The following is a 22300-nucleotide window of genomic DNA, read 5'->3' as shown; positions in this document are numbered from 1 at the left end:
GCCTCCCCGCTCATGCTGCCCATCGACAAACTCGACGCCCTCGTCCGCCGCCGCGACTTCGTCGAGGCCGAGCTCGCCTCCGGCCCGAGCGCCGAGACCTTCGTCGCCCTCTCCCGCGAGCTCGCCGAGCTCGACCCGGTCGTCGCCGCCATCCGCGACTGGCGCGCGGCGCAGGGCGAACTCGCCGGCGTCGAGGCGATGCTGGCCGAGCCTTCCGTCGCCGGCGAGATGGCGGACCTGGCCGACGAAGAGCGCAAGGAGCTGATCCAGCGCATCGGCGAGCTGGAGACCGCCATCCGCCTGTCGCTCCTGCCCAAGGATGCGGCCGACGAGAAGTCGGCGATCCTGGAAGTGCGCGCCGGCACCGGCGGCGACGAGGCCTCGCTGTTCGCCGGCGACCTCCTGCGCATGTATCTGCGCTACGCCGACCTGCAGGGGTGGAAGACCGAGATCCTATCGGAATCGCCCGGCACCGCCGGCGGCTACAAGGAGGCCTCGGCGGCGATCCGCGGCCGCGGCGTGTTCGCCAAGCTGAAATTCGAGTCGGGCGTGCACCGCGTCCAGCGCGTGCCGGTCACCGAGGCGGGCGGACGCATCCACACCTCCGCCGCCACGGTGGCGGTGCTGCCGGAAGCGGAGGAGGTCGACATCGTCATCGACGAGAAGGACCTCAAGACCGACGTGTTCCGCGCTTCCGGCGCCGGCGGCCAGCACGTCAACACCACGGACTCGGCGGTGCGCATCACCCATTTGCCGACGGGAACCGTGGTCGCGGTGCAGGACGAGCGCTCGCAGCACAAGAACCGGGCACGGGCCATGGCGCTGCTGCGCTCCCGCCTCTACGAGGCCGAGCGCGAGCGCAACGACGCGGCCCGCGCCGCCGACCGGCGCGACCAGGTCGGCTCCGGCGACCGGTCCGAGCGCATCCGCACCTACAACTTCCCGCAAGGCCGCGTCACCGATCACCGCATCGGCCTGACGCTCTACAAGCTCGACCAGGTGATCGCCGGTGACGCGCTCGGCGAAGTGGTCGACGCCCTCGTCACCGAGAACCAGGCCCGGCTCCTGGCGGCGAGCGAAGCCCGGTAACGGCGATGACCACGCTCGGCACGCTCTACCGCGAGGCGGCGGCGGCGCTGGCCGCAGGGGGCGTGGCGACACCCGAGCTCGATGCGCGCTGGCTGGTCGCGGAAGCGGCGGAGGCGACGCCCGCGGACATCGTGCTGCGGGCCGACGCATCGGTGGCGGACGGGGCCGCGGCGCGCGCGCGGGCGATGATCGCCCGCCGCCTCGCCGGCGAGCCGGTCGACCGCATCCTCGGCCTGCGCGAATTCTGGGGCCTGACGTTCCGGCTCGGCCACGCCACCCTGTCGCCGCGCCCCGACACGGAAACCGTGGTCGAGGCCGCGCTCGCGACCTTGCCGGACCGCGCCCGGCCCTATCGCATCCTCGATCTCGGCACGGGCAGCGGCGCGATCCTGGTGGCGCTGCTGCATGAGCGCCCGGCAGCCACGGGCATCGGCGTCGACCGGGATCCGGCGGCGGCGGCCCTCGCCCGCGACAATGCCCGGGCAAACGGCGTCGGCGAACGGGCAGCTTTCCTGGCGGCGGACTGGACCGGGGCGCTGCAGGGCGTCTTCGACCTGATCGTTTCCAATCCGCCCTACATCCCGGCCGGGGACATCGCGGGCCTGGCGGTCGAGGTGCGCGAGCATGACCCGCTTCTCGCGCTCGACGGCGGCGCGGACGGGCTCTCGGCCTATCGCGCCATCGCCGCGGCAGCGTCCGGGCACCTCGTTCCCGGCGGCGCGCTGGTGCTGGAGCTCGGGGCTGGGCAGGAAGCGGACGTCGCGGTCCTGGCCGCGGCCGCAGGCCTCTCCCCGTCCGGTCCGGCGCGATGCGACCTCGGCGGCGTTCCGCGCGCGCTGACCGCCCGGCGCCCCCTATGAAAAAGGCCCGGACGATGCCGGGCCTTCGTTCCAGTTCCGCCGGAGGAGCCGATCAGGCGGCCTCTTCCTCGGCGACTTCGTCGAGATCGGCTTCGGCATCCTTGGCGGCGCCGCGCTTCGGCCCCTTGGCGAGGTTGGCCTCGAGCACCTTCACCGCGTCGACCTCGGAGAGATCCTGCACGGCCGCGATCTCGCGCGACATGCGGTCGAGCGCCGCCTCGTAGAGCTGGCGCTCGGAATAGGACTGCTCGGGCTGCGCGTCGGAGCGATAGAGGTCGCGTACCACCTCGGCGATGGCGATCAGGTCGCCGGAATTGATCTTCGCCTCATATTCCTGCGCCCGGCGCGACCACATCGTGCGCTTGATGCGGGCGCGGCCCTTGAGCGTGTCGAGCGACTTTTCGACCAGAGCCGGATCGGCGAGCTTGCGCATGCCGACCGCAGCCACCTTGGTGGTGGGAACGCGCAGGGTCATCTTGTCCTTGGCGAAGGTGATGACGAACAATTCCAGCTTGAAGCCGGCCACTTCCTGCTCGTCGATCGACACGATCCGGCCGACGCCGTGCGACGGATAGACAATGTGCTCGCCGGTCTTGAAACCCTGCTTGGTCGACGCCTTCTTCACGCTCGTCATGACGCTTCAACGCTCCTTTTCGTGGTGGCTCGACGCCACAAGATGAGCGGGCAGACGCTTTGGCGCCCGTTGCCGCGAGGCCTCATTCGACAGGAACACCACGCACGCCCTGCGGCGTACTGTGGCGGTGCCGAACCGGAAGGGGGTCAAAATGTCGCGCCAACGTTCCGAGAGCGCGAAACACGCCCGCGGATAATGTCTTCCTCATTGTGAGGCCACAAAAAAATGGCTCCTTGTCGGAGCGGTGGCAGATGCGGCGGCCTTTCCTGACCTTGTTGCAATTGGTAGCACAAAAACTGGCGAAAATCAATGCATAAGCGCGCCAACGCATAGCAGCCCCGCCCTCTGTGGGCATTATGGTTGCCATGCGGTCGACGTTGCGCGGAACGGCCGCGCCTTGGCGTCGGTGACGGACGGCCGGTTCAGGCGTCGCCCTGACCCGGATCGGGCGAGAAATGCTCGAGCTTGCCGGCCACGCCGTCCCACGCCTTGGCATCGGCGGGGCTGTCACGCTTGATGGTGATGTTGGGCCAGGTCTTGGCATACTGGGCATTCAGCTCCAGCCAGGATTCCAGGCCACGCTCCGTATCCGCCTTGATGGCGTCTGCCGGGCATTCGGGTTCGCAGACGCCGCAGTCGATACACTCGTCGGGATGGATCACCAGCATGTTGTCGCCCTCGTAGAAGCAGTCCACCGGACACACTTCGACGCAGTCCATGTACTTGCACTTGATGCAGTTCTCGGTGACCACATAGGTCATGGGGCAACGTCCTGGAGGATTTCACGTCTGTGCAGTTGCCTAGCGGAGATGGGCACGGGGTTCAAGCGTCACGGACCGCCGGCCGTGCAAGGCAGGCCTGCTACGGGGCGCGCCAAGCGAAAACCCCGGCTTGCAAGGCCGGGGTCCGCGGCAGCCGGCGAGGCCGGCCGGTCAGTAATTGTAGGCGCGCTCGCCGTGCTCGGCGATGTCGAGGCCCTCGCGCTCCTGGTCGGACGTGACGCGCAGGCCCATGGCCAGATCGACGAGCTTGTAGAGGACGAACGAGCCGATGCCCGACCATGCCAGCGTCAGCAGCACCCCCTTGAGCTGGATCCAGACCTGGCCGACGCTCCATTCAGCCACCAGGAGCTTGCCCGGCTCGGTGACGTAGTCGGGGATGCCGACGCCGCCGAGGGCCGGGTTGACCAGGATGCCGGTGGCGATGGCGCCGAAGATGCCGCCGATGCAGTGCACCCCGAAGACGTCGAGCGAGTCATCATAGCCGAGGGCGTTCTTCACCGTGGAGACGAAGAAGAAGCAGATCGGGCTGACGGCGAGGCCGAGCACCACCGCGCCCATCGGGCCGGCGAAGCCGCAGGCCGGCGTGACCGCCACCAGGCCGGCGACGGCGCCCGAGATGGTGCCGAGCAGCGAGGGCTTGCCCTTGATCGCCCATTCCACGAACAGCCAGGACACCGCCGCCGCGGCCGTGGCGACGAAGGTGTTGATCATGGCCAGGGCTGCATAGGCATTGGCTTCGAGGTTCGAGCCGGCATTGAAGCCGAACCAGCCGACCCAGAGCAGCGAGCCGCCGATGGCGGTCATGGTCAGCGAATGCGGCGGCAGGTGCTCGCGGCCATAGCCCACCCGCTTGCCCAGGACCAGCGCGCCGATCAGGCCGGCAAGCCCGGCATTGATGTGCACCACGGTGCCGCCGGCGAAGTCGAGGCCGCCCCAGGTGTAGATCTGGCCGGCCGGTGCCGTCGCCGCATCCGGGCCGCCCCAGTACCAGACCATATGGGCCATGGGGAAATAGACGAAGGTCACCCACAGGACGATGAAGACGATCATCGAGGAGAACTTGATGCGCTCGGCAAAGGAGCCGACGATCAGGCCGGGGGTGATCATCGCGAATGTCATCTGGAAGGCGATATAGACATATTCGGGGAGGTAGACCCCGTGGGAGAAGGTCGCCGCACCGGTCGAGGTGCTGACGCCGGCCAGGAACATCTTGCTGAAGCCGCCGAAGAAGGGCTGGAGCAGGCCCGAGCCTTCGGTGAAGGCGAGCGAATAGCCGTAGACCACCCAGATCACCGAGACGAGCGCGGCGATGACGAAGACCTGGGTGAAGACGGAAAGCATGTTCTTGCTGCGCACCAGGCCGCCATAGAACAGGGCAAGGCCCGGCACGGTCATCAGCAGCACCAGGGCGCTGGCCGCCAGCATCCAGGCGGTGTCGCCCTTGGCTCCGGGAGAGGCAAGCGCGTCGGCGACGGCGTCGGCCCAGGCGGGTGAAGCCGAGAGCAGCGCTGCCGCAAGCGCCGGCGTTGCTGCCTTCAGTACGCGGGAAATGGTCATCGAGGATGGATCCTGTCGCGGTCGTGATTGTCGCTGGGAGGCCGCGTCAGAGCGCGTCCGTGTCCTTTTCACCGGTGCGGATGCGCACCGCCGTCTCGATCGGCGTGACGAAAATCTTGCCGTCGCCGATCTGGCCGGTCTTGGCGGCAGCGCTGATGGCGTCGATCACCTTGCCGACGAGGTCGCCGGCGACCGCGACCTCGATCTTCAGCTTGGGCAGGAAGCTCACGACATATTCGGCGCCGCGATAGATCTCGGTGTGCCCCTTCTGGCGCCCGTAGCCCTTCACTTCCGTCACGGTCAGGCCGTGCACGCCGACGGCGGTCAGCGCATCGCGCACCTCCTCCAGCTTGAACGGCTTGATGATGGCCATCACGATCTTCATGCTGCTTCACCCTTGAGCCTTGAATTCGCCGCAGCGGCTCCACCCCGCATGGATGGCGACGCCGTGAATCGGGAGCGGCCAATCAAGCCCCGTGCCAAGCCGGGAAGCACGCCTTAACGAATTGTAAAACAACAAGAATTCAACAGGCTGCCGATTTCGGTCTCAACGGTCGCGCCAAGGGCTGCTCAAAGATCAGGCGCCTATCCAAAATTTAATCAGACGCCATCCGGACGCCGTCGCCGCATTTTCGCCTTTCGAATCCGTAGGCTTTTTTCGAGGACACATGGGACGGGCATCGCCCGGTAAAGCGTCACGATGGCGGGGCGGGCCTTGATGAGCATGGCCAATGCGGCATGCGCCGCGATGGTGGTGTGCAGTCCTTCGATTGCCATGGCCGATGCCTGCCGCCAGTCGGCTGCGGCAGGCGAATCCGTCGTGATCGCGGCGGTGTTGCCGGGCAACGCCCTGCGACTGGCCGACGGCCGGCTGGTCCAGCTCGCGGGCCTCGACGGGACGAGCCTCAGCCTGCCGCCGATCGAGGATATCGAGGTGACCCTGGTCGGCGCGGGGCAGCCGGACCGGCACGGCATGATCCGCGCCGATCTCGTCGTCGACGGCCTCTTCCTGTCGGAGCGGCTGGCGTCGGAGGGACGGGCGCGCGTCCGCCCCCGGCCCGGCGACGAGCCCTGCTATGCCGATCTGCTGGCGGCCGAAGACACGGCGCGCCGCGCCGGGCTTGGCCTTTGGGCGCAACCGGAGTATGGAGTGGCCGACGCTTCGGACCCGGATGCCGTGGCGGCGCATGAGGGCCGCTTCGCCATCATATCGGGCCGCGTCACGCATGCGGGCTCGAGCGGGGCGATGCTCTGGATCGACTTCGGCGCGGTTTGGCGCACCGACGTGACCTTGGCCATACCCAAGAGGGAACGGCCGCGCTTCGTTGCGGCCGGGATTGCACCGGAGGCGCTCAAGGGTCAGAGGATCCGGGCGCGCGGCGTGGTGACCTTGCAGGGCGGGCCGCGCATCGACATCACGGAGCCGTCGGCGATCGAACGTCTCGATGAGCCGACGCCATGAATGGAAGGAATGGACGGGACGCGATGACGGCGCGTGTTTCAGGACGGAGTTCGGTGGTCGGGATTGGTCTGGCCGCGTTGATGCTCGGCCTGGCCGGCTGCACCTCCCCGGGCGAAGGCCTGGCCGACATGGGCGAGCAGGCCCGTCCGCTGGTCGCCGCCCTGCCGAAGGAAGCGCCGAAGGTCATCGCGCCGCCCACCGCCGCCGACCGCGAGCACGACCGCCTCGTCGCCTCCTATGGCGGCGCCTATCGCAATGCGGCGACGGAGCGCTATCTCGGCGACCTGGTCGAGCGCCTGGCGGCGCAGTCCGACCGGCCGGACATCCCCTACAAGCTGACCATCCTGAACGCCCCCTCGGTCAACGCCTTCGCCCTGCCCTCCGGACGGATTTACGTCACCCGCGGCCTGCTGGCGCTGGCCAATGACGATGCCGAGATCGCCGCGGTGCTGGCGCATGAGATGGCGCACGTCTCGGCCCGGCATGCGGTCGCCCGCGCCAACATGGAAAAGCAGTCGGTGCTGGTCTCGGCGGTGATGACCGACGTGCTGCACAAACCGCAGGAGGGCCAGGCCCAGCAGGCCAAGTCGATGGTGACGATCGCCAGCTTCTCGCGCCAGCAGGAGCTGGAGGCGGACCAGGTCGGCGTGCGCACCATCGCCCGGGCCGGCTTCGATCCCTATGGCGCGTCGCGCTTCCTGGCTTCGATGAGCCGGCAGGTCGGCATGCGCTCGCCCGGAGCCCCGCCGAACGCCAACGCCTATGATTTCCTCAACACCCATCCCTCGACGCCGGAGCGCATCCAGCGGGCGGTCGAGGTGGCGCGCCAATACGGCGCTCCCGGTTCGGGGCGCCGCGACAAGGTCAGCTATCTCCAGGCGATCGACGGCCTCACCTATGGCGAGGATCCGACCCAGGGCTTCATGCAGGGGCGGTCCTTCCTGCATCCGCGCCTCGGCTTCACCTTCGCCGTGCCGCAGGGCTTCACCATCGACAACACGCCGCAGGCGATCCTCGGCGTCGACGGCGGCGGCAGGGCTCTGCGCCTCGACACCGTCAAGCCGAAGGACGGCCAGTCGCTGGTCGACTATCTCAACTCCGGCTGGATCGAAGGCGTCGATGCGGGCTCGGCCTCGACGCTGACCATCAACGGCTTCGAGGCGGCGACGGCGGTGGCAAGGGGCGAGGAATGGAGCTTCCGACTCTATGCCATCCGCTTCGGCCCCAGCGTCTATCGCATGATCTTCGCCACGCGCGATCTGACGCCGGCGACGGACGCCGTGTTCCAGCAGACGGCCTCGACCTTCCGCCAGCTCACGTCGGACGAGATTCGCAACGTCAAGCCGCTGCGCGTCGACGTCGTCACCGTGCGTGCCGGCGACACCCCCGCCACCATGGCCGCCCGCATGGCCTATGCCGACCAGTCGCTCGAGCGCTTCCTGGTGCTGAACGGGCTGGATGCGAACGCGACGCTGCAGGCGGGCGACAGGGTCAAGATCGTCTCCGAATAACGGCGCACGAGCGGTCACGCCGGGCCGGGCGCAGCCTGCATCCGTCGAACCGGGATGCGGCCGTGCCGGGATGCGCCATGCCTGTCTCGGCGGCGCGACCGGGATGCCACAGCCTTCGGCAGATGGGGACATCGTAGCGCCCCGTTAACCACGCCTTTCCGATTGGGCGCGATGTTCCCGTCCATAGGCCCAGTTTGTTCGAAGGCGGTTATGCGTATCCCCAGACCCAACTACGTCGCCCCCCCCGTGCAGCCCGCCGAGGCGCCCGAGACGCCTGGACCTGCCGGCAACCGCTTCCATATGCCGGCCTGGCAGCGCTCGCTGTCCCTGCCTGAGAATGTTCGCTTCACGCGCACGCCCGACCGCCACTTGCGCCGCGGCGACCCCGCCGAATCGGGCGTGGCGGCGACGCAAGCCGCCCTGGCCAAGGCTATCGCCGAGGCCGGCATCGGCGACATCCACGTCGAGGCGCCGGCCGATTCGGCCGTCGATGCCGAGGCGGCCATGCCGCCGGCCGAGCCGGACGCCGCCGGGGACACGCAGGGTGACACCGTCGCCGCTGCCACGCCCTGGCCCTATCTGCCGGACAGCGTGTTCTGGGAGAGCCTGGAGTTGCTGGGCGAGCCGCCCCGCGCCATCGAGGCGCCGGCCCCGGTGCCCGTGCGGGTCGCGCCCGGCATCCCCATCGTCTCGCTCTTCCGCAGCTATTCCTGGAGCCCGGCCGGCAAGGTCGTGCCCGTGCAGGCGGCCCAGCCGCCCGCCCTGGCTCCGCCGGAGCCGCCGCAGGTCCAGGCCGTGCCCGATACGGGCTCGGTCGCCGAGGAGAGCGCCGTCATCCGCCTGCCGGCGCCGGAAGACGTCGCCGACGAAGAGGAGCTTCTCGAGGCCGAAGAGGATGTGATCGAAATCGGCGCCGAAGACGAGGCGGACGAGGCCGACAGCGAGGAGGCCGCGGACGCGGAGGTCGACGACGAGGAAGACGAAGAGGACGGGCAGGACGAGGAGGACGAGGAGGACGGGGAGGTGCTCGAGACGGCCGTAGCGCCCGTCGCCGTTCCTGTCCCGGCTCCGGCCCGCCCCGCGCCGACCATCACCCCTTATGACCGCGCGCCCCTGCCGGCGAGCAAGACCCCGCGGCCCGTGGCGGTGCGTGCCGGCTATGAGCTGCCTCCCCTCACGCTGCTGGCCGAGCCGCGCAAGCCGACCGGGGCGGCGATCTCCATGGAGGCGCTGGAGCAGAACGCGCGGCTCCTGGAGAGCGTGCTGGAGGATTTCGGCATCCGCGGCGAGATCATCCATGTGCGGCCCGGCCCGGTGGTGACGCTGTACGAGCTGGAACCGGCACCGGGCATCAAGTCCTCGCGGGTGATCGGCCTTGCCGACGACATCGCCCGCTCGATGTCGGCGCTGTCGGCGCGCGTGGCGGTGGTGCCCGGGCGCAACGTCATCGGCATCGAGCTGCCGAACGCCAAGCGCGAGATGGTGTATTTCCGCGAGCTGATCGGCTCGGAGGATTTCGAGAAGTCGAAGTTCAAGCTGGCCCTGTCGCTGGGCAAGACCATCGGCGGCGAGCCGGTGATCGCCCAGTTGGAGAAGATGCCGCACCTCCTGGTGGCCGGCACCACCGGCTCGGGCAAGTCGGTGGCGATCAACACCATGATCCTGTCGCTGCTCTACCGGCTGAAGCCGACGGAGTGCCGGCTGATCATGGTCGACCCGAAGATGCTGGAGCTGTCGATCTATGACGGCATCCCGCATCTTCTGGCGCCGGTGGTGACCGACCCGAAGAAGGCGGTGCTCGCGCTCAAATGGGCGGTGCGCGAGATGGAAGAGCGCTACAAGAAGATGTCGAAGCTCGGGGTGCGCAACATCGACGGCTACAATGCCCGGGCGGCGGCGGCGCAGGAGAAGGGCGAGAGCGTCATCCGCACGGTGCAGACCGGCTTCGACAAGGAGACGGGGGAGGCGCTGTACGAGCAGGAGGAGATGGACCTGTCGGCGATGCCCTACATCGTCATCATCGTCGACGAGATGGCCGACCTGATGATGGTGGCGGGCAAGGACATCGAGGGGGCGATCCAGCGGCTGGCGCAGATGGCGCGGGCGGCGGGCATCCACCTGATCATGGCGACGCAGCGCCCGTCGGTGGACGTGATCACCGGCACGATCAAGGCGAACTTCCCGACCCGCATCTCCTTCCAGGTGACCTCGAAGATCGACAGCCGGACGATCCTGAGCGAGCAGGGGGCCGAGCAACTCCTGGGCCAGGGCGACATGCTGCACATGGCCGGGGGCGGTCGGATCACCCGCGTGCACGGGCCGTTCGTGTCGGACGACGAGGTGGAGAAGGTGGTGGCCCATCTCAAGGCCCAGGGTCGGCCGGACTATCTCGACACGATCACGGCGGACGAGGAGGGCGAGGGCGAGGAGGCGGAGGCCGATGCGGCGGTGTTCGACAAGGGCGCCTTCGGCGGCGAGGAGAGCGGCGAGCTCTACGACCAGGCGGTGAAGGTGGTGATGCGCGACAAGAAGTGCTCGACCTCCTACATCCAGCGCCGGCTGCAGATCGGCTACAACCGCGCCGCCTCCCTGGTCGAGCGCATGGAGAAGGAGGGCCTCGTCGGACCCGCCAACCATGCCGGAAAGCGCGAGATCCTCTCCTACAGCCGAGACAGGATCATCCATGTCCCCGCCAGTCAGGACATGGACTACGAGGACGAATGAGAGGACGGGCCGCCCGCGCCGGGCGGCCGCAACGACGGGAGGCGGTGTGAGCGGCATCCGCGGACGGCCCGGCTCGCGCCGGGCGGCTCTTTGCCTTCTGCCGCTGCTGGCTGCCGCCCCGGCCGCCTCCGCCGAGCTGCCGCCCGGCTTCTCCCGGCTCGCCGTCCTGGCCCCGACCATCCGCCAGGACATGCGCTATGCGGGACCGGAGAATTTTGCCGGGCGCCCGTTGGCAGGCTACGAGGCTCCCGCCTGCATCCTGCGGACCGAGGCGGCACAGGCCCTGGTCCGGGTCCAGATGCGGCTCGCCCCCGAGGGACTCGGACTGGTGGTTTTCGACTGCTACCGGCCCGCCCGGGCCGTCGCCGACATCCTCGCCTGGGCCAAGGCGGGCGGACCGCAGCGTGCGCCCGACCATCCGCAGGTCGATCGCCGCAGCCTGGTGAGGCTCGGCTATGTCGCGGCCCGGTCGCTGCACGCGACCGGCTATGCCGTCGACCTCGGCCTCATCCGCCTCGGCACGCCCGCGACGCCCGCCGCCCCGGGCGTGCCCTGCACCGCGTCGGCGGCGCAGCGCGGCGATCAGGGCACGCTCGACTTCGGCACGGCCTTCGACTGCTTCGATCCGCTGTCCCGGACCGACGCGGACGGCCTGCCGGCAGAGGCCGCCCGGAACCGGCGGACGCTGACGCTGGCGATGCAGGCGGCCGGCTTCCGCAACTATCCGCGGGAATGGTGGCACTTCACCTATGAGGGGCGGCAGGATGGCCGCATGCAGGACTTTGCCGTGACCGCTCCCTGATCCTGTTCCCGCAAGCGTGGCTGCGTGCCGAACCCCGACCGGGCGCTGCCGCCGTCCGCTACAGCCCCGCCAGCCCGCCGGCCCGGATCGCCTCGGCGAGGCGCGACACATCCGGACCGCTGGCGCGATCCTCCTCCAGCTTGTCGACATGGCTGCGCACGAAGGCGAAGATGCGGGCCGTGCCGCCGCCGAGGTCGGCGCCGCCGCGCAGGTCGATGGCCTGGGCCGCCACGATCATCTCGCAGGCGGCGAGCGCCACCAGCCGACCCGCGCTCTCCTTCAGCTTGGTCACGGCGGCCGGCGCGTTGGCGGCATGGTCCTCGACGCCGTCGGCGGCATGCAGCAGCGCCAGCGTCGCCGGCTGGGCCCGGGCCCGGACTTCGCCCTCCAGCGCGCCGATCGCCTTCTGCAGGGTGGCAAAGCCGGTGCGGCTCTGGCCGAGCGGGGTGAGGAAGCGCGGCTGCTCGGAATAACCCGGCGACATCAGCTTCAGCGCCCGCTGGGCTGAGATGGTGGCGGCATGGGACAGGGCCTGCGCCAGCGCCTCGAAGCGCAGGGTGAAGACCGTCATGTCGAAATTGCCGTTCGACAGCATCTGCCCGTCGATCACCACCGGATTGTCGCCGGCATGGTTGAGCTCAAGCTCGACCATGGCCACCGCCTCGGCGAGGGCCGTGCGCGCCGCGCCGTGCACCGGCGCGACGCAGCGATAGGACAACGGATCCTGCACCCGCCGTACCGCGCCGCGATGATCGCCGAGATGGCCGCCGACGAGCAGGGCGAACAGGCGCTGGGCGGCCTGGGCCTGGCCCGGCCCCGGCCGCGCCGCGTTCACCACCGGCAGAAGCGGCGACAGATTGGCGCCGAATGCCTCCATGGCCAGGGCGGCCGAGGCGTCGAGCGCGTCGAGCGCCAGCCGGGCGTCGGCCAGCGCCAGGGCCCCGCGCCCCACGGACGCGGCATTGGCGACGACCAGGGCATGACCGTCCTTGGGACCGACCGGCACCGGCGCCAGGCCGGCCCGCGCCAGGGCGGCGCCCCCGGACATGCGCTCGCTGCCGAACTCGGCCTCGCCCTCGCCGAGCAGCGCCACCGCCATATGGGCGAGCGGCGCCAGGTCGGCCGCGCCGATCGAGCCGATCGAGGGCACCACCGGGTGGAAGCCGGCGTTGAGCGCCGCGACCAGCGCTTCCGGCACGGCCGGCGAAACCCCGGTCTGGCCCACCGCCATGCCGGCGACGCGGGCCGCCATCATGGCGCGCACCTCCTCGACCGGCATGGCCTCGCCGATGCCGACGGCGCGGGCGAAGGCGACGCGGCGCTGGAAGGCGGCGAGGTCGTCGGCGGAAAGGCGAGTGTCGACCGCGGCGCCGAGGCCGGTGGTCAGGCCGTAGACCGGCACGTCCTCGGCGATATGGCGCTCGACCACCCTGCGCGCCGTCGCCATGCGCTCGCGGGCCCCGCGCGACAGGGCGGCCGGCGTATGGCGGCGGGCGATCGCGGCGATGTCGTCGATCGTCACGGCATGATCGCCGATGATCACCACACCGTCTGCCATGCAGCCCTCCCCCGAAGGTGGCCTCGTCCGGCCGAGGCTGGATTATTGCGGCGTCTTGTGCTTCGAACGCAAGTTGAAGACTGCCAGGCCGCTTCCCGCGGCCTTCGCCACGAACGGTCTTGCCGCTTTCGACGCAGGATCGACGCTGCCCGGATTCTCGCGTGTGAGCAGGTTCGGGAGAACCGGCTCAAGGCCAAGCACAGGAGCACGCCGCCGCCATGGCTGCGACCATCGATCTCTTCCTCTGCCGCTCCGACAATTTCGGGGCCCTGATCCACGACCCGGCCACCGGCCGGACGGCGGCGATCGACGCGCCCGAGGCCGCTCCGATCGAGGCGGCGCTGAAGCGGCGGGGCTGGCGGCTCACCGACATCCTGGTCACGCACCACCATGACGACCATGTGGCCGGCATCGCGGCGCTGAAATCGGCCTGGGCCTGCCGCGTCGTCGCGGCCAGGGCCGACGCCCACCGCATCCCGGCCGTCGACGAGACGGTGGCCGAGGGCGACACGGTCATGGTCGGGTCGCTCGCAGCCAAGGTGATCGACACGCCCGGCCACACCGTCGGCCACATCGCCTACTGGTTCGAGGCCGAGAAGGCGCTGTTCGCCGCCGACACGCTGTTCTCGCTCGGTTGCGGCCGCCTGTTCGAAGGCACGCCGGGCCAGATGTGGGGCTCGCTCTCCAGGCTGCGGGCCCTTCCAGACGACACCCTGCTCTATTGCGGGCACGAGTACACCCTCTCCAACGCCCGCTTCGCGCTGACGGTCGACCCCGGCAACGCAGCGCTTCGGGCGCGCGCCGCCGAGGCCGAGCAGCAGCGGGCCGAGGGCCCCTTCACCTTGCCGGTCACGCTCGGGGCGGAAAAGCGGGAAAACCCGTTCCTGCGCGCCGACGACCCGGCGATCGCCGCCGGGCTCGGCCTCGCCGGCGCCGATCCGGTGGCGGTGCTGGCGGAGCTGCGCGAACGCAAGAACCGGTTCTGAACGCCAACGGAGCCCTCGGCGCATGCCCGTCCCCACCGCCCAGGACATCATCGCCATCCTCGGCATGCGCGCCCATCCCGAGGGCGGCCACTATGTCGAGACTTTCAAGGATGCCCCCGATCCCTGCGGCCGGGCGGCCTCGACCGCCATCTACTACCTGCTGCAGGCCGGCGAACGCTCGCACTGGCACCGGGTCGATGCGAGCGAGGCCTGGCACCACTATGCCGGCGCGCCGCTGGCGCTGCATGTTTCGGCCGACGGCCTCGCCGCCGCCACCCATGTGCTCGGCCCGGATCTCGTCGCCGGGGAGCGCCCGCAAGCCGTGGTGCCGGCCGGCGCCTGGCAGGCGGCCGAGAGCCTGGGCGCCTGGACGCTGGTCGGCTGCACCGTCGCGCCGGGCTTCCGCTTCGAAGGCTTCGAGATGGCGCCGGCCGGCTGGCAACCGGGGCCGGGCTGAGCCGGAGGAGCCCAGCCCGGAACCAAGTATGGACTGCACCTTTCTCCCGAAGCGTGGCATCATCGCCCCGCGCCCGGCGGGGCCGGGCCAGCAGCCAGGGAGGGTGGGATGCCGGAGGAAGTGGTTCGCGGCCGCGAGGCGGTCATCCGGTTCGACGGGACGCTGTGCATCCATTCCAGGGGCTGCGTCCTCGACCGTCCGGACGTGTTCGTCCCCAACGTCAAGGGCGAATGGATCCACCCGGACGCGGCGAGCGTCGCCGATCTCGAACGCCTGGCGCTGAACTGTCCTTCCGGCGCCATCCGGGTCGAGCGCCCGGACGGCACCGCGCTCGAAGCCGCGCCGATCGTCAACACCGTCCGCATCCGCGAGAACGGCCCGCTGGCGCTGCACGCCGAGCTGACGATCGGCGAGCACGAAGCGCTGCGGGCGACGCTGTGCCGCTGCGGCGCCTCCGCCAACAAGCCCTATTGCGACGGCAGCCACACCGCCGCCGGCTTCACCGCCACGGGCGAGCCGCAGACGCAGACCTCCGAGCCGCTGGCGGCACGGAACGGCCCCGTGACGGTGACGCCGCTGAAGAACGGACCGCTGCGGGTGGCGGGCAACCTGGAGGTGGTGTCCGGCACCGGGCGGACGATCAACCGCGTCACAGAGACCTATCTGTGCCGCTGCGGCCACTCCGGCAAGAAGCCCTACTGCGACGGCAGCCACAAGGCGGCGGGATTCGTGGGGTAGCCGGCTCCGTCATGCGGGCAACGTCGCAGGTCCGCTTGCAGACGAGCCCGGAGACGGGCTTGCCGCCCGGGCCCCCTGCCCCCATCCGGGAGAGGGGCTGATCACATCCCCCTACCCGCCCTTCGCGGCGACATAGGCATCGATCAGCTGCCGGAATCGGGTCGGGCCGAAGCTGGCGAAATGGCCGCCATGGACGATGCGCGGCTGCAGGCCGCGCAGGCGCTGCAACGTCGCGACATAGACGGCGATGTCGGAGTGATAGCAGTCGTCGACCAGCGGCCCGTCATAGACCACGTCCTGCGCGAACAGGGTGCCGGTCTTCTCCTCGAACAGCGAGACATGGCCGGGCGAGTGGCCCGGCGTGTGCAGCACGGTCAGGGCGCGGTCGCCGAGGTCGATCACGTCGCCATCGGCGACGAGGCCGGTCGCCGGTGCCGGGGCGATGCGATAGCGCGTTGCGTCCCAGCCCGGCGGCAGGCCCCAGAACATCTCCGCATCGCCCGAGCCCGAAGCATAGGCGGCAAACAGGGTCGCCTCGTTGGTCGGCTCGGCCAGGATCGGCGCCTCGATCGGATGGGCGAGGCGCGTGTCGAACTCGGCGGCGGCGCCGATATGGTCGAAATGGGTGTGACTCGCCAGCAGCGTGACCGGCCGGCCGGCCAGGGCCGGCACATGCCGGCGCAGCGGCACGGCGCCGAGCCCGGCATCGATCAGGAGATCGCGGTCGCGGCCACGGATCAGCCACATGTTGCAGCGGAAGAACGGCGGCAGCCAGGGTTCGTGGATCAGCGTGACGCCGTCGGCGAAGGGAATCGCCTCGTACCATCGGCCGGCCGGAATCGTCGCAATGGTCATGATCACTCCACATCGGCACAAGGCCGGCAGACCGCCGGCCGCACGAGGGTCAAGTGGCAAACGGGTCGAGCCGGTCCGAATTCCACCCCTGCCCGCACTGTTGCCGCCGTGCGAAAGGAGATGAGCATCAGTGGCCTCGCTTCATATGGCACGAGAACGTGCCTCGCAATTTCCAAGATTGCGTTCTATATGTTACAGGTTCTTCGGCTTTTACTTCTCGAAAGCTGATCGTCGTCGATGTGTCCGACGTCGGTCGGCCTCTCACGCGCTGAGGACGAGCGCGAAGGGCCTTGGCCGGCACGCCCAAAGGATGCCCATGTCCCTGAGTTTTCCCAACGCCAGCCGCAGCTACGACGCGGCGAGGCACAGCGTCCGTTTCTGGGGCTACGACTCGGCGTTCGAGATCTCGTTCTATGTGGGCGAGGATGCCCTTCGCGTGATCAGCCCGCAATCGCGCCCGGACGAAGCGGCGCTCCTGCAGGCGTTCGATGCCAATCTCCCATGGATCCGGCAGGTGGCGTCGAAGGCCTATGCCCGGAAGCGCCAGAGCTTCTACCAGTTGTCGGCGCCGGACTTCTGAGGGCGGCGCGCAAACGCCGCCCGGGCCGCGCGGCGGCGGGCGGGCGGTGCCCGTCGCTTCGCAGCGGCGAGAATAATTCGCTGGCACTCATATCAATCGAGTGCCAAAGGGCCTACATGTAGGGAACCGGCACGCCCATGCGTGCCCAGCCCGAAAGGGGCATCCCATGACATTCCGCCCTCTGCACGATCGGGTCGCCATCCGGCGCCTCGAAGGCAAAGACAAATCCAGGGGCGGGATCATCATCCCCGATACGGCGAAGGAGAAGCCGCAGGACGGCGAGGTCATCGCCGTCGGCTCCGGCATCCGCGACGACAGCGGCGGGCTGATCCCGGTCGATCTTGCAGCGGACGACGTCGTGCTCTTCGGCAAATGGTGCGGCACGGACGTCGGCATCGACGGCCAGGACCTGCCGATCCTGAAGGAAGCCGACATCATGGGCGTCGTCGACAAGGCCGCGGCCAGCTGACGCTTCGACCTTCACGAGCCGTTCTCAAGCGATATCGGAGCACCGAACCATGGCCGCCAAGGTCGTCAAATTCTCCAGCGAAGCCCGCGACAGCATGCTGCGCGGCGTCGAGATCCTCAACAACGCCGTCAAGGTGACGCTCGGCCCCAAGGGCCGCAACGTCATCATCGACCGCTCCTACGGCGCGCCGCGCATCACCAAGGACGGCGTCACCGTCGCCAAGGAGATCGAGCTTGCCGACAAGTTCGAGAACATGGGCGCCCAGATGGTGCGCGAAGTGGCCGCGAAGACCAACGACCTTGCCGGCGACGGCACCACCACGGCGACCGTCCTGGCCGCCTCCATCATCCGCGAAGGCGCCAAGTTCGTCGCCGCCGGCATGAATCCGATGGACCTCAAGCGCGGCGTCGACATGGCCGTCGTCGCGGTGGTCAAGGACATCGAGGCGCGCGCCAGGAAGGTCCAGACATCCGAGGAGATCGCCCAGATCGGCACCATCGCCGCCAATGGCGACACGTCGGTCGGCGCGATGATCGCCAAGGCGATGAAGAAGGTCGGCAACGAGGGCGTGATCACGGTCGAGGAAGCCAAGAGCGCCGAGACCGAGCTCGACGTGGTCGAAGGCATGCAGTTCGATCGCGGCTATCTCTCGCCCTACTTCATCACCAATGCCGAGAAGATGTCGGCCGAACTGGAAGATGCCTATCTTCTGATCCATGAGAAGAAGCTGGCGGGCCTGCAGGCCCTGCTGCCGCTGCTCGAGGCGGTGGTGCAGACCGGCAAGCCGCTCCTGATCGTCTCCGAGGATGTCGAGGGCGAGGCCCTGGCGACGCTGGTCGTCAACAAGCTGCGCGGCGGCCTCAAGGTGGCGGCCGTCAAGGCTCCGGGCTTCGGCGACCGCCGCAAGGCCATGCTCGAGGACATCGCCGCGCTGACCGGCGGCCAGGTCGTTTCCGAGGAACTCGGCATCAAGCTGGAAAACGTCACCGTCGACATGCTGGGGCGCGCCAAGCGGATCCGCATCGACAAGGAGACCACCACCATCATCGACGGTGCCGGCAAGAAGAAGGACATCGAGGCCCGCGTCCAGCAGATCAAGGCGCAGATCGAGGAGACGACCTCCGACTACGACAAGGAGAAGCTGCAGGAGCGGCTCGCCAAGCTCTCCGGCGGCGTCGCCGTCATCCGCGTCGGCGGCGCGACCGAGATCGAAGTCAAGGAAAAGAAGGACCGCATCGACGACGCGCTGAACGCCACCCGCGCGGCGGTCGAGGAAGGCATCGTGCCCGGCGGCGGCGTCGCCCTGCTGCGGGCCAAGGCGGCCCTGTCGAAGGTCACCTCCGACAATGCCGACGTGAGGGCCGGAATCGCGATCGTGCTGCGCGCCCTCGAGGCGCCGATCCGCCAGATCGTCGAGAATTCCGGCGTCGAAGGCTCGACGGTGGTGGGCAGGCTGCTGGAATCCAAGAACCCGAACGCCGGGTTCGACGCGCAGGCCGAGGCCTATGTCGACATGATCGAAGCCGGCATCATCGACCCCGCCAAGGTGGTGCGCGCCGCCTTGCAGGACGCCGGCTCCGTCGCGGCGCTGCTGATCACCACCGAGGCGATGGTCGCCGACGTCCCGCAGAAGGACGCCCCCGCCATGCCCGGCGGCATGGGCGGCGGGATGGGCTACTGATCCCGGCCTGTCGGACGGGGGCGGATCGCCGAGGCGGCCGCCCTGCCGTCGACATGCCGGACCGGTTGCCAACAGGAGCATGCGCAGTGGCAGCGAAAGACACTTCGGACGAACGCAAGGCCCTGCTGGCCAAGACGGCCCGCCTCCGCGCGCTCCGCCTTGCCAAGGAGGCGGAAGAGGCGCTGGCGGCCGGGGCGGCCCCCGCCAAGAAGCCGGCTGTCGCCAGGGCGGCGAAAAAAAAGAAGCGCACGCCGCCGCCCTGGCCCTGGTGACCTCCGGGGCTCCCGATCCGTCGTCGGACGCGAGGCTTCGAGAGGCGCATGCCCATGCTGATCCGATACGGCTACGACATCACCGTCACCTGCCCGCAGCCGACGCCGATGGTGTGCCTCCTGGCGGTGCATGACGACAGGGCCGCCGACATGCGGTCGGCCGAGGTGCTGATCACCACGCCCGATGTTCCGATCACGACCTATCGGGACCTGTTCGGCAATGTCTGCCGCCGCTTCGTGGCGCCGGCGGGCGATTTCTCGATCTGGAGCGACGGTACGATCGAGGATGACGGAGCCCTCGATCCGGTGGACTGGGGCGCGGCCGAAATCCCGGTCGCGGCTCTGCCGGACGATTGCCTCGTCCATCTGATGGGCAGCCGCTACTGCGAGACCGACAGGCTGAGCCAGGTCGCCTGGGATCTGTTCGGGCATGTCAGCCCGGGCTGGGGCCGCGTCCAGGCCGTCTGCAACTTCACCAACCGCCACATCAGCTTCGGCTACCAGAACGCCCGCGCCACCCGCACGGCCTTCGAGGCCTATCAGGAGCGTGTCGGCGTCTGCCGGGACTACGCGCACCTCGCCATCACGTTTCTGCGCTGCATGAACATCCCGGCCCGCTACGTCAACGGCTATCTCGGCGACATCGGCGTCCCGGTCGTCGACCCGATGGATTTCAGCGCCTGGATCGAAGTCTATCTGGGCGGCCGCTGGCTGACGTTCGATCCCCGCAACAACGTGCCGCGCATCGGGCGCATCGTCGTGGCGCGCGGGCGCGACGCCGCGGATATTCCGCTGATCAATTCGTTCGGTCGGCATACCCTGACATCGTTTCGCGTCTGGGCCTATGACGCCACCGACCTGCCCCAGCCGCCTGCCGGCGGCTAGAGCAAAGCGCGTTTTGGTGGAAACGCGCGTTGCTCTACCCCCTTGTTTCGACGCGTCTTTGCGACTTGACGCGAGTCCGTCAAATCGCAAGACGCTTTAGCCGCGACGGACCGCCCCTCGTGCAGCGGCGGAGGCGGCCGCTCCGCCGCCGTGGCCGAACGCCCCGTCACCCTGCGGGGCGGACGGCTTCGGCCGCCTGCCTGACCCAGTCGAGACGCGCCGCCGGCACCAGGCCGTAATTGTAGAAGTTGATGCCGTCGGCGCCCGCCGCGGCCGCGGCCCGGACCTTGGCCGCGAGGTCGGCGGCGTCCGCCATCTCCGGATGGAACACGCGGAACCCGGCGCCGAGATATTTGTCCGGCCCGAGCGCCGCCCGGCCGAGGGAGAGCGCGTCGGCGGTCTCCTCGCGGCTCATGTCGTAGACGCAGAAGACCATGCCGTCGCAGACGCGGCCGAGCGCGGCCGCGTCGCAGCCGCCGAGCCAGCCGTCCCGGATGTCGATGACATGGATCCGGCTGGCCGGGTCGGCCCGCTCGCGGATCTCGGCGACCAGGCTGGCCACCGGCTCGGTCCGCCAGGCGGCATAGGCAAGGATTTCCGGATGGTCCCGGAACGAGTCGAGCCCGCGGGTCGCGAAGTCCGGCCAGCGCGGCGCCGGCACCGCGCGCTCCAGTGCCTCGGCCACCAGGCGCCGCGTGGTCCGGCGTGCCGCCTCGCCGTCGACGCCCGCCTTGGCCGACCGGGCGAGGCAGGCCTCGCAGAAGCACAGCGACAGGAGAAAATCATCCTCCGGCAGCAGGCCGACGCCATCCTTCTCATGGTGATAGCCATGGGCATAGGGCATGAAGCAGGGGGTCTCCAGCTCCACCACGTCCGGCCGGTAGTTCGCCGTCATGTCCTCCACCAGCGTGCAGACATAGCGTCGCGCATCGGGATGCGAGGGGCAGAGGCCGAACGGATTGGCGTCGCCGAAGGCGGTGCGGGTGACGACATCGGGGTGCAGCAGGCCGAGCCGCATGTTGTGCAGGCAGACGGTCCAGGCCGAGACGGCGAGGCCGGTGCGTTCGCGCTCGTCGACGAGGCGGCGCAGAACGTCGCCGCCGTCGAGCATGTCGGCCGGCTTGGGCTGGAGGCGCGAGCCCTCCCAGCGCCCGGGTTCCGGCCGGAAGTAGATGGTGCCGTCCTCGGGGAAATACACCTTGCGGCGGGGGCTGCGCGGCTGCAGGAAGCGCCCGGCATGGTAGGAGGCGGCGAGGCTGACGCCGTTCAGCCCGGCCCGCTCCCTGAGGTCGCGCACGACCGGCTCGAAGCCGCAATCCTGGACATCCCAGGGATAGGTCCACATCGAGAGCTGCATAGGCCTCATCCTTCCACCAGTTCCGCCACCTGCACCAGGCAGTCGCCCGCCTCGCACATGGTGTGCAGGCGCTGGGAGAGCACGACGCCGCCTTCGGCGAAGCGCAATTCCTCCTCGGCATCCTCCAGCCGCTCCAGATCGTGCAGCCAACCGGCGACGTCGCCCGCCCGGACGATGGCGCCGAGCGGCGTCGCCGGCTCGAACCAGCCATGGCGCGTGGCATAGATCGCCTGCGCCTGGCGCGCCAGCGAGAGGATCCGCATCGTCGCCGGCGGCTCGGGACGGCGCGACAGCAGCGGCGCCTCGATGACACCGAGGGCGACCAGGAGATTGTCGATCGCCCGCTCCGTCGCGGCCATGGTCTGCGGCGTCACCGTGCCGCCGCCGCCGAACTCGCCGCTGACGCCGATGGCGCCGGCGCGCCCAGCCGCGCCCATCGAGGTCGGCGTGCCCCGGCCATTGTCGGCGACGAAGCCGTAGGCGAGGCCGAGGCGGCGCATCAGGTCGAGCGCCGCCTGCGTGCGCGCCGGATCCTCCTGCTTCTCGATCAGCGCGCAGAGCAGATGCGCCATCGAGGTGCCGCCGGCATGCAGGTCGAACACCACGTCATGGCGCGGGAACAGCTCGTGCTCGAGGAAATGCGCCAGGCGGGCGGTGGCGTTGCCGGCGGGATCGCCGGGAAAGGCGCGGTTGAGGTTGCCGCCGTCGAGCGGCGAGCAGCGCCTGGCCGCCCGCACCGCCGGCGCGTTGGTCATCGGCAGGATGGTGACCCGACCGCGCATCGCCGCCGGATCGAGCCGCCGGATCAGGCGGCCAAGGGACAATTCGCCCTCATATTCGTCGCCGTGATTGCCGGCCATCAGCAGCACCGACGGGCCGGGGCCGTTGCGCACCACGCAGACCGGCACCTTCACCTGGAAATAGGGCGAACGGTCGATCGACAGCGGCACGCCGAGAAAGCTCAGGGCCTTGCCGTCGCGGTCGAGGTCGAGGGTGTGGAAGACGCCGGAATGCATGGTGGGAAACCCTATGAAGCGATGG

Annotated in this window: 22 protein-coding genes; 14 read left to right on the top strand and 8 right to left on the bottom strand. The window is 69.5% G+C overall.

The window, feature by feature from the left end; genetic code table 11:
* Nucleotides 1–12 precede the first annotated feature (12 nt).
* Together prfA and prmC are read left to right on the top strand one after the other, a co-directional pair.
* A complete protein-coding gene (gene prfA / locus AC27L4_RS18015; protein WP_487143619.1) occupies nt 13–1089 on the top strand; it encodes a peptide chain release factor 1 in 1077 nt (358 codons plus the stop codon).
* Nucleotides 1090–1094: 5 nt separating this feature from the next.
* A complete protein-coding gene (gene prmC / locus AC27L4_RS18010) occupies nt 1095–1949 on the top strand; it encodes a peptide chain release factor N(5)-glutamine methyltransferase (protein WP_487143618.1) in 855 nt (284 codons plus the stop codon).
* 52 nt (nt 1950–2001) lie between these two features.
* On the opposite strand, the gene AC27L4_RS18005 is transcribed toward prmC, so the two are convergent.
* The 4 genes from AC27L4_RS18005 to AC27L4_RS17990 all read right to left on the bottom strand — a co-directional run bounded on the left by AC27L4_RS18005 (nt 2002) and on the right by AC27L4_RS17990 (nt 5307).
* The gene (locus tag AC27L4_RS18005) at nt 2002–2583 is read right to left on the bottom strand and encodes a CarD family transcriptional regulator (protein ID WP_487143617.1); all 582 of its coding nucleotides are present in this window, start codon (nt 2581–2583) and stop codon (nt 2002–2004) included.
* A gap of 422 nt (nt 2584–3005) precedes the next feature.
* Nucleotides 3006–3344 (bottom strand): ferredoxin FdxA, encoded by a 339-nt coding sequence (gene fdxA, locus AC27L4_RS18000; protein WP_487143615.1) that lies wholly within the window; start codon nt 3342–3344, stop codon nt 3006–3008.
* Nucleotides 3345–3515: 171 nt separating this feature from the next.
* Nucleotides 3516–4922, bottom strand: coding sequence for an ammonium transporter (locus tag AC27L4_RS17995; protein WP_487143614.1), 1407 nt, complete (start codon nt 4920–4922; stop codon nt 3516–3518).
* A 46-nt stretch (nt 4923–4968) separates the two neighbouring features.
* Nucleotides 4969–5307: a P-II family nitrogen regulator gene (locus tag AC27L4_RS17990; RefSeq protein WP_487143612.1), complete on the bottom strand. Its 339-nt coding sequence runs from the start codon at nt 5305–5307 to the stop codon at nt 4969–4971.
* A gap of 315 nt (nt 5308–5622) precedes the next feature.
* On the opposite strand from AC27L4_RS17990, the gene AC27L4_RS17985 reads away from it, so the two are divergent.
* From AC27L4_RS17985 to AC27L4_RS17970, 4 genes are all read left to right on the top strand, one after another.
* Complete coding sequence (locus tag AC27L4_RS17985; protein ID WP_487143611.1) at nt 5623–6384, top strand: thermonuclease family protein; 762 nt, start codon at nt 5623–5625, stop codon at nt 6382–6384.
* 53 nt (nt 6385–6437) lie between these two features.
* Complete coding sequence (locus AC27L4_RS17980) at nt 6438–7895, top strand: M48 family metalloprotease (RefSeq protein ID WP_487143609.1); 1458 nt, start codon at nt 6438–6440, stop codon at nt 7893–7895.
* Between the two features lie 210 nt (nt 7896–8105).
* Nucleotides 8106–10619: a DNA translocase FtsK gene (locus tag AC27L4_RS17975; RefSeq protein ID WP_487143608.1), complete on the top strand. Its 2514-nt coding sequence runs from the start codon at nt 8106–8108 to the stop codon at nt 10617–10619.
* Between the two features lie 46 nt (nt 10620–10665).
* Nucleotides 10666–11421 (top strand): M15 family metallopeptidase, encoded by a 756-nt coding sequence (locus tag AC27L4_RS17970; RefSeq protein ID WP_487143607.1) that lies wholly within the window; start codon nt 10666–10668, stop codon nt 11419–11421.
* Between the two features lie 58 nt (nt 11422–11479).
* On the opposite strand, the gene AC27L4_RS17965 is transcribed toward AC27L4_RS17970, so the two are convergent.
* Entirely contained in the window at nt 11480–12979 is a 1500-nt protein-coding gene (locus tag AC27L4_RS17965) for an HAL/PAL/TAL family ammonia-lyase (RefSeq protein ID WP_487143605.1), read from the bottom strand.
* Between the two features lie 218 nt (nt 12980–13197).
* Here AC27L4_RS17965 and gloB point away from each other — a divergent pair, with 218 nt between their 5' ends.
* The 3 genes from gloB (at nt 13198) to AC27L4_RS17950 (ending at nt 15160) form a co-directional block, all read left to right on the top strand.
* Nucleotides 13198–13965: a hydroxyacylglutathione hydrolase gene (gene gloB, locus AC27L4_RS17960; protein WP_487143604.1), complete on the top strand. Its 768-nt coding sequence runs from the start codon at nt 13198–13200 to the stop codon at nt 13963–13965.
* Nucleotides 13966–13987: 22 nt separating this feature from the next.
* Nucleotides 13988–14422, top strand: a complete 435-nt coding sequence (locus AC27L4_RS17955) for a cupin domain-containing protein (RefSeq protein ID WP_487143602.1) — start codon at nt 13988–13990, stop codon at nt 14420–14422.
* A gap of 108 nt (nt 14423–14530) precedes the next feature.
* Entirely contained in the window at nt 14531–15160 is a 630-nt protein-coding gene (locus AC27L4_RS17950) for a CDGSH iron-sulfur domain-containing protein (RefSeq protein WP_487143601.1), read from the top strand.
* A gap of 111 nt (nt 15161–15271) precedes the next feature.
* On the opposite strand, the gene AC27L4_RS17945 is transcribed toward AC27L4_RS17950, so the two are convergent.
* Nucleotides 15272–16015, bottom strand: a complete 744-nt coding sequence (locus AC27L4_RS17945) for an MBL fold metallo-hydrolase (protein ID WP_487143600.1) — start codon at nt 16013–16015, stop codon at nt 15272–15274.
* Between the two features lie 316 nt (nt 16016–16331).
* On the opposite strand from AC27L4_RS17945, the gene AC27L4_RS17940 reads away from it, so the two are divergent.
* From AC27L4_RS17940 to AC27L4_RS17920, 5 genes are all read left to right on the top strand, one after another.
* Nucleotides 16332–16595, top strand: a complete 264-nt coding sequence (locus AC27L4_RS17940; protein ID WP_487143599.1) for a DUF1488 family protein — start codon at nt 16332–16334, stop codon at nt 16593–16595.
* Between the two features lie 166 nt (nt 16596–16761).
* Nucleotides 16762–17064 carry a co-chaperone GroES gene (locus AC27L4_RS17935; protein WP_487143598.1) on the top strand — a complete coding sequence of 101 codons (303 nt, stop codon included), beginning with the start codon at nt 16762–16764 and terminating at the stop codon, nt 17062–17064.
* A 49-nt stretch (nt 17065–17113) separates the two neighbouring features.
* Complete coding sequence (gene groL / locus AC27L4_RS17930; RefSeq protein ID WP_487143597.1) at nt 17114–18745, top strand: chaperonin GroEL; 1632 nt, start codon at nt 17114–17116, stop codon at nt 18743–18745.
* An 86-nt stretch (nt 18746–18831) separates the two neighbouring features.
* Nucleotides 18832–19017, top strand: a complete 186-nt coding sequence (locus AC27L4_RS17925) for a hypothetical protein (protein ID WP_487143595.1) — start codon at nt 18832–18834, stop codon at nt 19015–19017.
* Between the two features lie 54 nt (nt 19018–19071).
* On the top strand, nt 19072–19902 hold the full coding sequence (locus AC27L4_RS17920; protein WP_487143829.1) for a transglutaminase-like domain-containing protein: 831 nt from the start codon (nt 19072–19074) through the stop codon (nt 19900–19902).
* 166 nt (nt 19903–20068) lie between these two features.
* On the opposite strand, the gene AC27L4_RS17915 is transcribed toward AC27L4_RS17920, so the two are convergent.
* Both AC27L4_RS17915 and AC27L4_RS17910 read right to left on the bottom strand, forming a co-directional pair.
* Nucleotides 20069–21259 (bottom strand): alpha-amylase family protein, encoded by a 1191-nt coding sequence (locus AC27L4_RS17915; protein WP_487143594.1) that lies wholly within the window; start codon nt 21257–21259, stop codon nt 20069–20071.
* A gap of 5 nt (nt 21260–21264) precedes the next feature.
* Entirely contained in the window at nt 21265–22275 is a 1011-nt protein-coding gene (locus AC27L4_RS17910; RefSeq protein WP_487143593.1) for a M14 family metallopeptidase, read from the bottom strand.
* Between the last annotated feature and the right edge of the window lie 25 nt (nt 22276–22300).

It is taken from the genome of Labrys sp. Lb11 (assembly GCF_057554225.1).
Note: the sequence above shows the minus strand (reverse complement) of the source record. Positions and strands in the feature narration are given on the sequence as shown.

Bases quoted from the DNA above. Each gene is read 5' to 3' on its own strand.
- prfA (WP_487143619.1), top strand. From the start codon at position 13: ATGCTGCCCATCGACAAACTCGACGCCCTCGTCCGCCGCCGCGACTTC.
- prmC (WP_487143618.1), top strand. From the start codon at position 1,095: ATGACCACGCTCGGCACGCTCTACCGCGAGGCGGCGGCGGCGCTGGCC.
- AC27L4_RS18005 (WP_487143617.1), bottom strand. From the start codon at position 2,583: ATGACGAGCGTGAAGAAGGCGTCGACCAAGCAGGGTTTCAAGACCGGC.
- fdxA (WP_487143615.1), bottom strand. From the start codon at position 3,344: ATGACCTATGTGGTCACCGAGAACTGCATCAAGTGCAAGTACATGGAC.
- AC27L4_RS17995 (WP_487143614.1), bottom strand. From the start codon at position 4,922: ATGACCATTTCCCGCGTACTGAAGGCAGCAACGCCGGCGCTTGCGGCA.
- AC27L4_RS17990 (WP_487143612.1), bottom strand. From the start codon at position 5,307: ATGAAGATCGTGATGGCCATCATCAAGCCGTTCAAGCTGGAGGAGGTG.
- AC27L4_RS17985 (WP_487143611.1), top strand. From the start codon at position 5,623: ATGGCGGGGCGGGCCTTGATGAGCATGGCCAATGCGGCATGCGCCGCG.
- AC27L4_RS17975 (WP_487143608.1), top strand. From the start codon at position 8,106: ATGCGTATCCCCAGACCCAACTACGTCGCCCCCCCCGTGCAGCCCGCC.
- AC27L4_RS17965 (WP_487143605.1), bottom strand. From the start codon at position 12,979: ATGGCAGACGGTGTGGTGATCATCGGCGATCATGCCGTGACGATCGAC.
- gloB (WP_487143604.1), top strand. From the start codon at position 13,198: ATGGCTGCGACCATCGATCTCTTCCTCTGCCGCTCCGACAATTTCGGG.
- AC27L4_RS17955 (WP_487143602.1), top strand. From the start codon at position 13,988: ATGCCCGTCCCCACCGCCCAGGACATCATCGCCATCCTCGGCATGCGC.
- AC27L4_RS17950 (WP_487143601.1), top strand. From the start codon at position 14,531: ATGCCGGAGGAAGTGGTTCGCGGCCGCGAGGCGGTCATCCGGTTCGAC.
- AC27L4_RS17945 (WP_487143600.1), bottom strand. From the start codon at position 16,015: ATGACCATTGCGACGATTCCGGCCGGCCGATGGTACGAGGCGATTCCC.
- AC27L4_RS17940 (WP_487143599.1), top strand. From the start codon at position 16,332: ATGTCCCTGAGTTTTCCCAACGCCAGCCGCAGCTACGACGCGGCGAGG.
- AC27L4_RS17935 (WP_487143598.1), top strand. From the start codon at position 16,762: ATGACATTCCGCCCTCTGCACGATCGGGTCGCCATCCGGCGCCTCGAA.
- groL (WP_487143597.1), top strand. From the start codon at position 17,114: ATGGCCGCCAAGGTCGTCAAATTCTCCAGCGAAGCCCGCGACAGCATG.
- AC27L4_RS17920 (WP_487143829.1), top strand. From the start codon at position 19,072: ATGCTGATCCGATACGGCTACGACATCACCGTCACCTGCCCGCAGCCG.
- AC27L4_RS17915 (WP_487143594.1), bottom strand. From the start codon at position 21,259: ATGCAGCTCTCGATGTGGACCTATCCCTGGGATGTCCAGGATTGCGGC.
- AC27L4_RS17910 (WP_487143593.1), bottom strand. From the start codon at position 22,275: ATGCATTCCGGCGTCTTCCACACCCTCGACCTCGACCGCGACGGCAAG.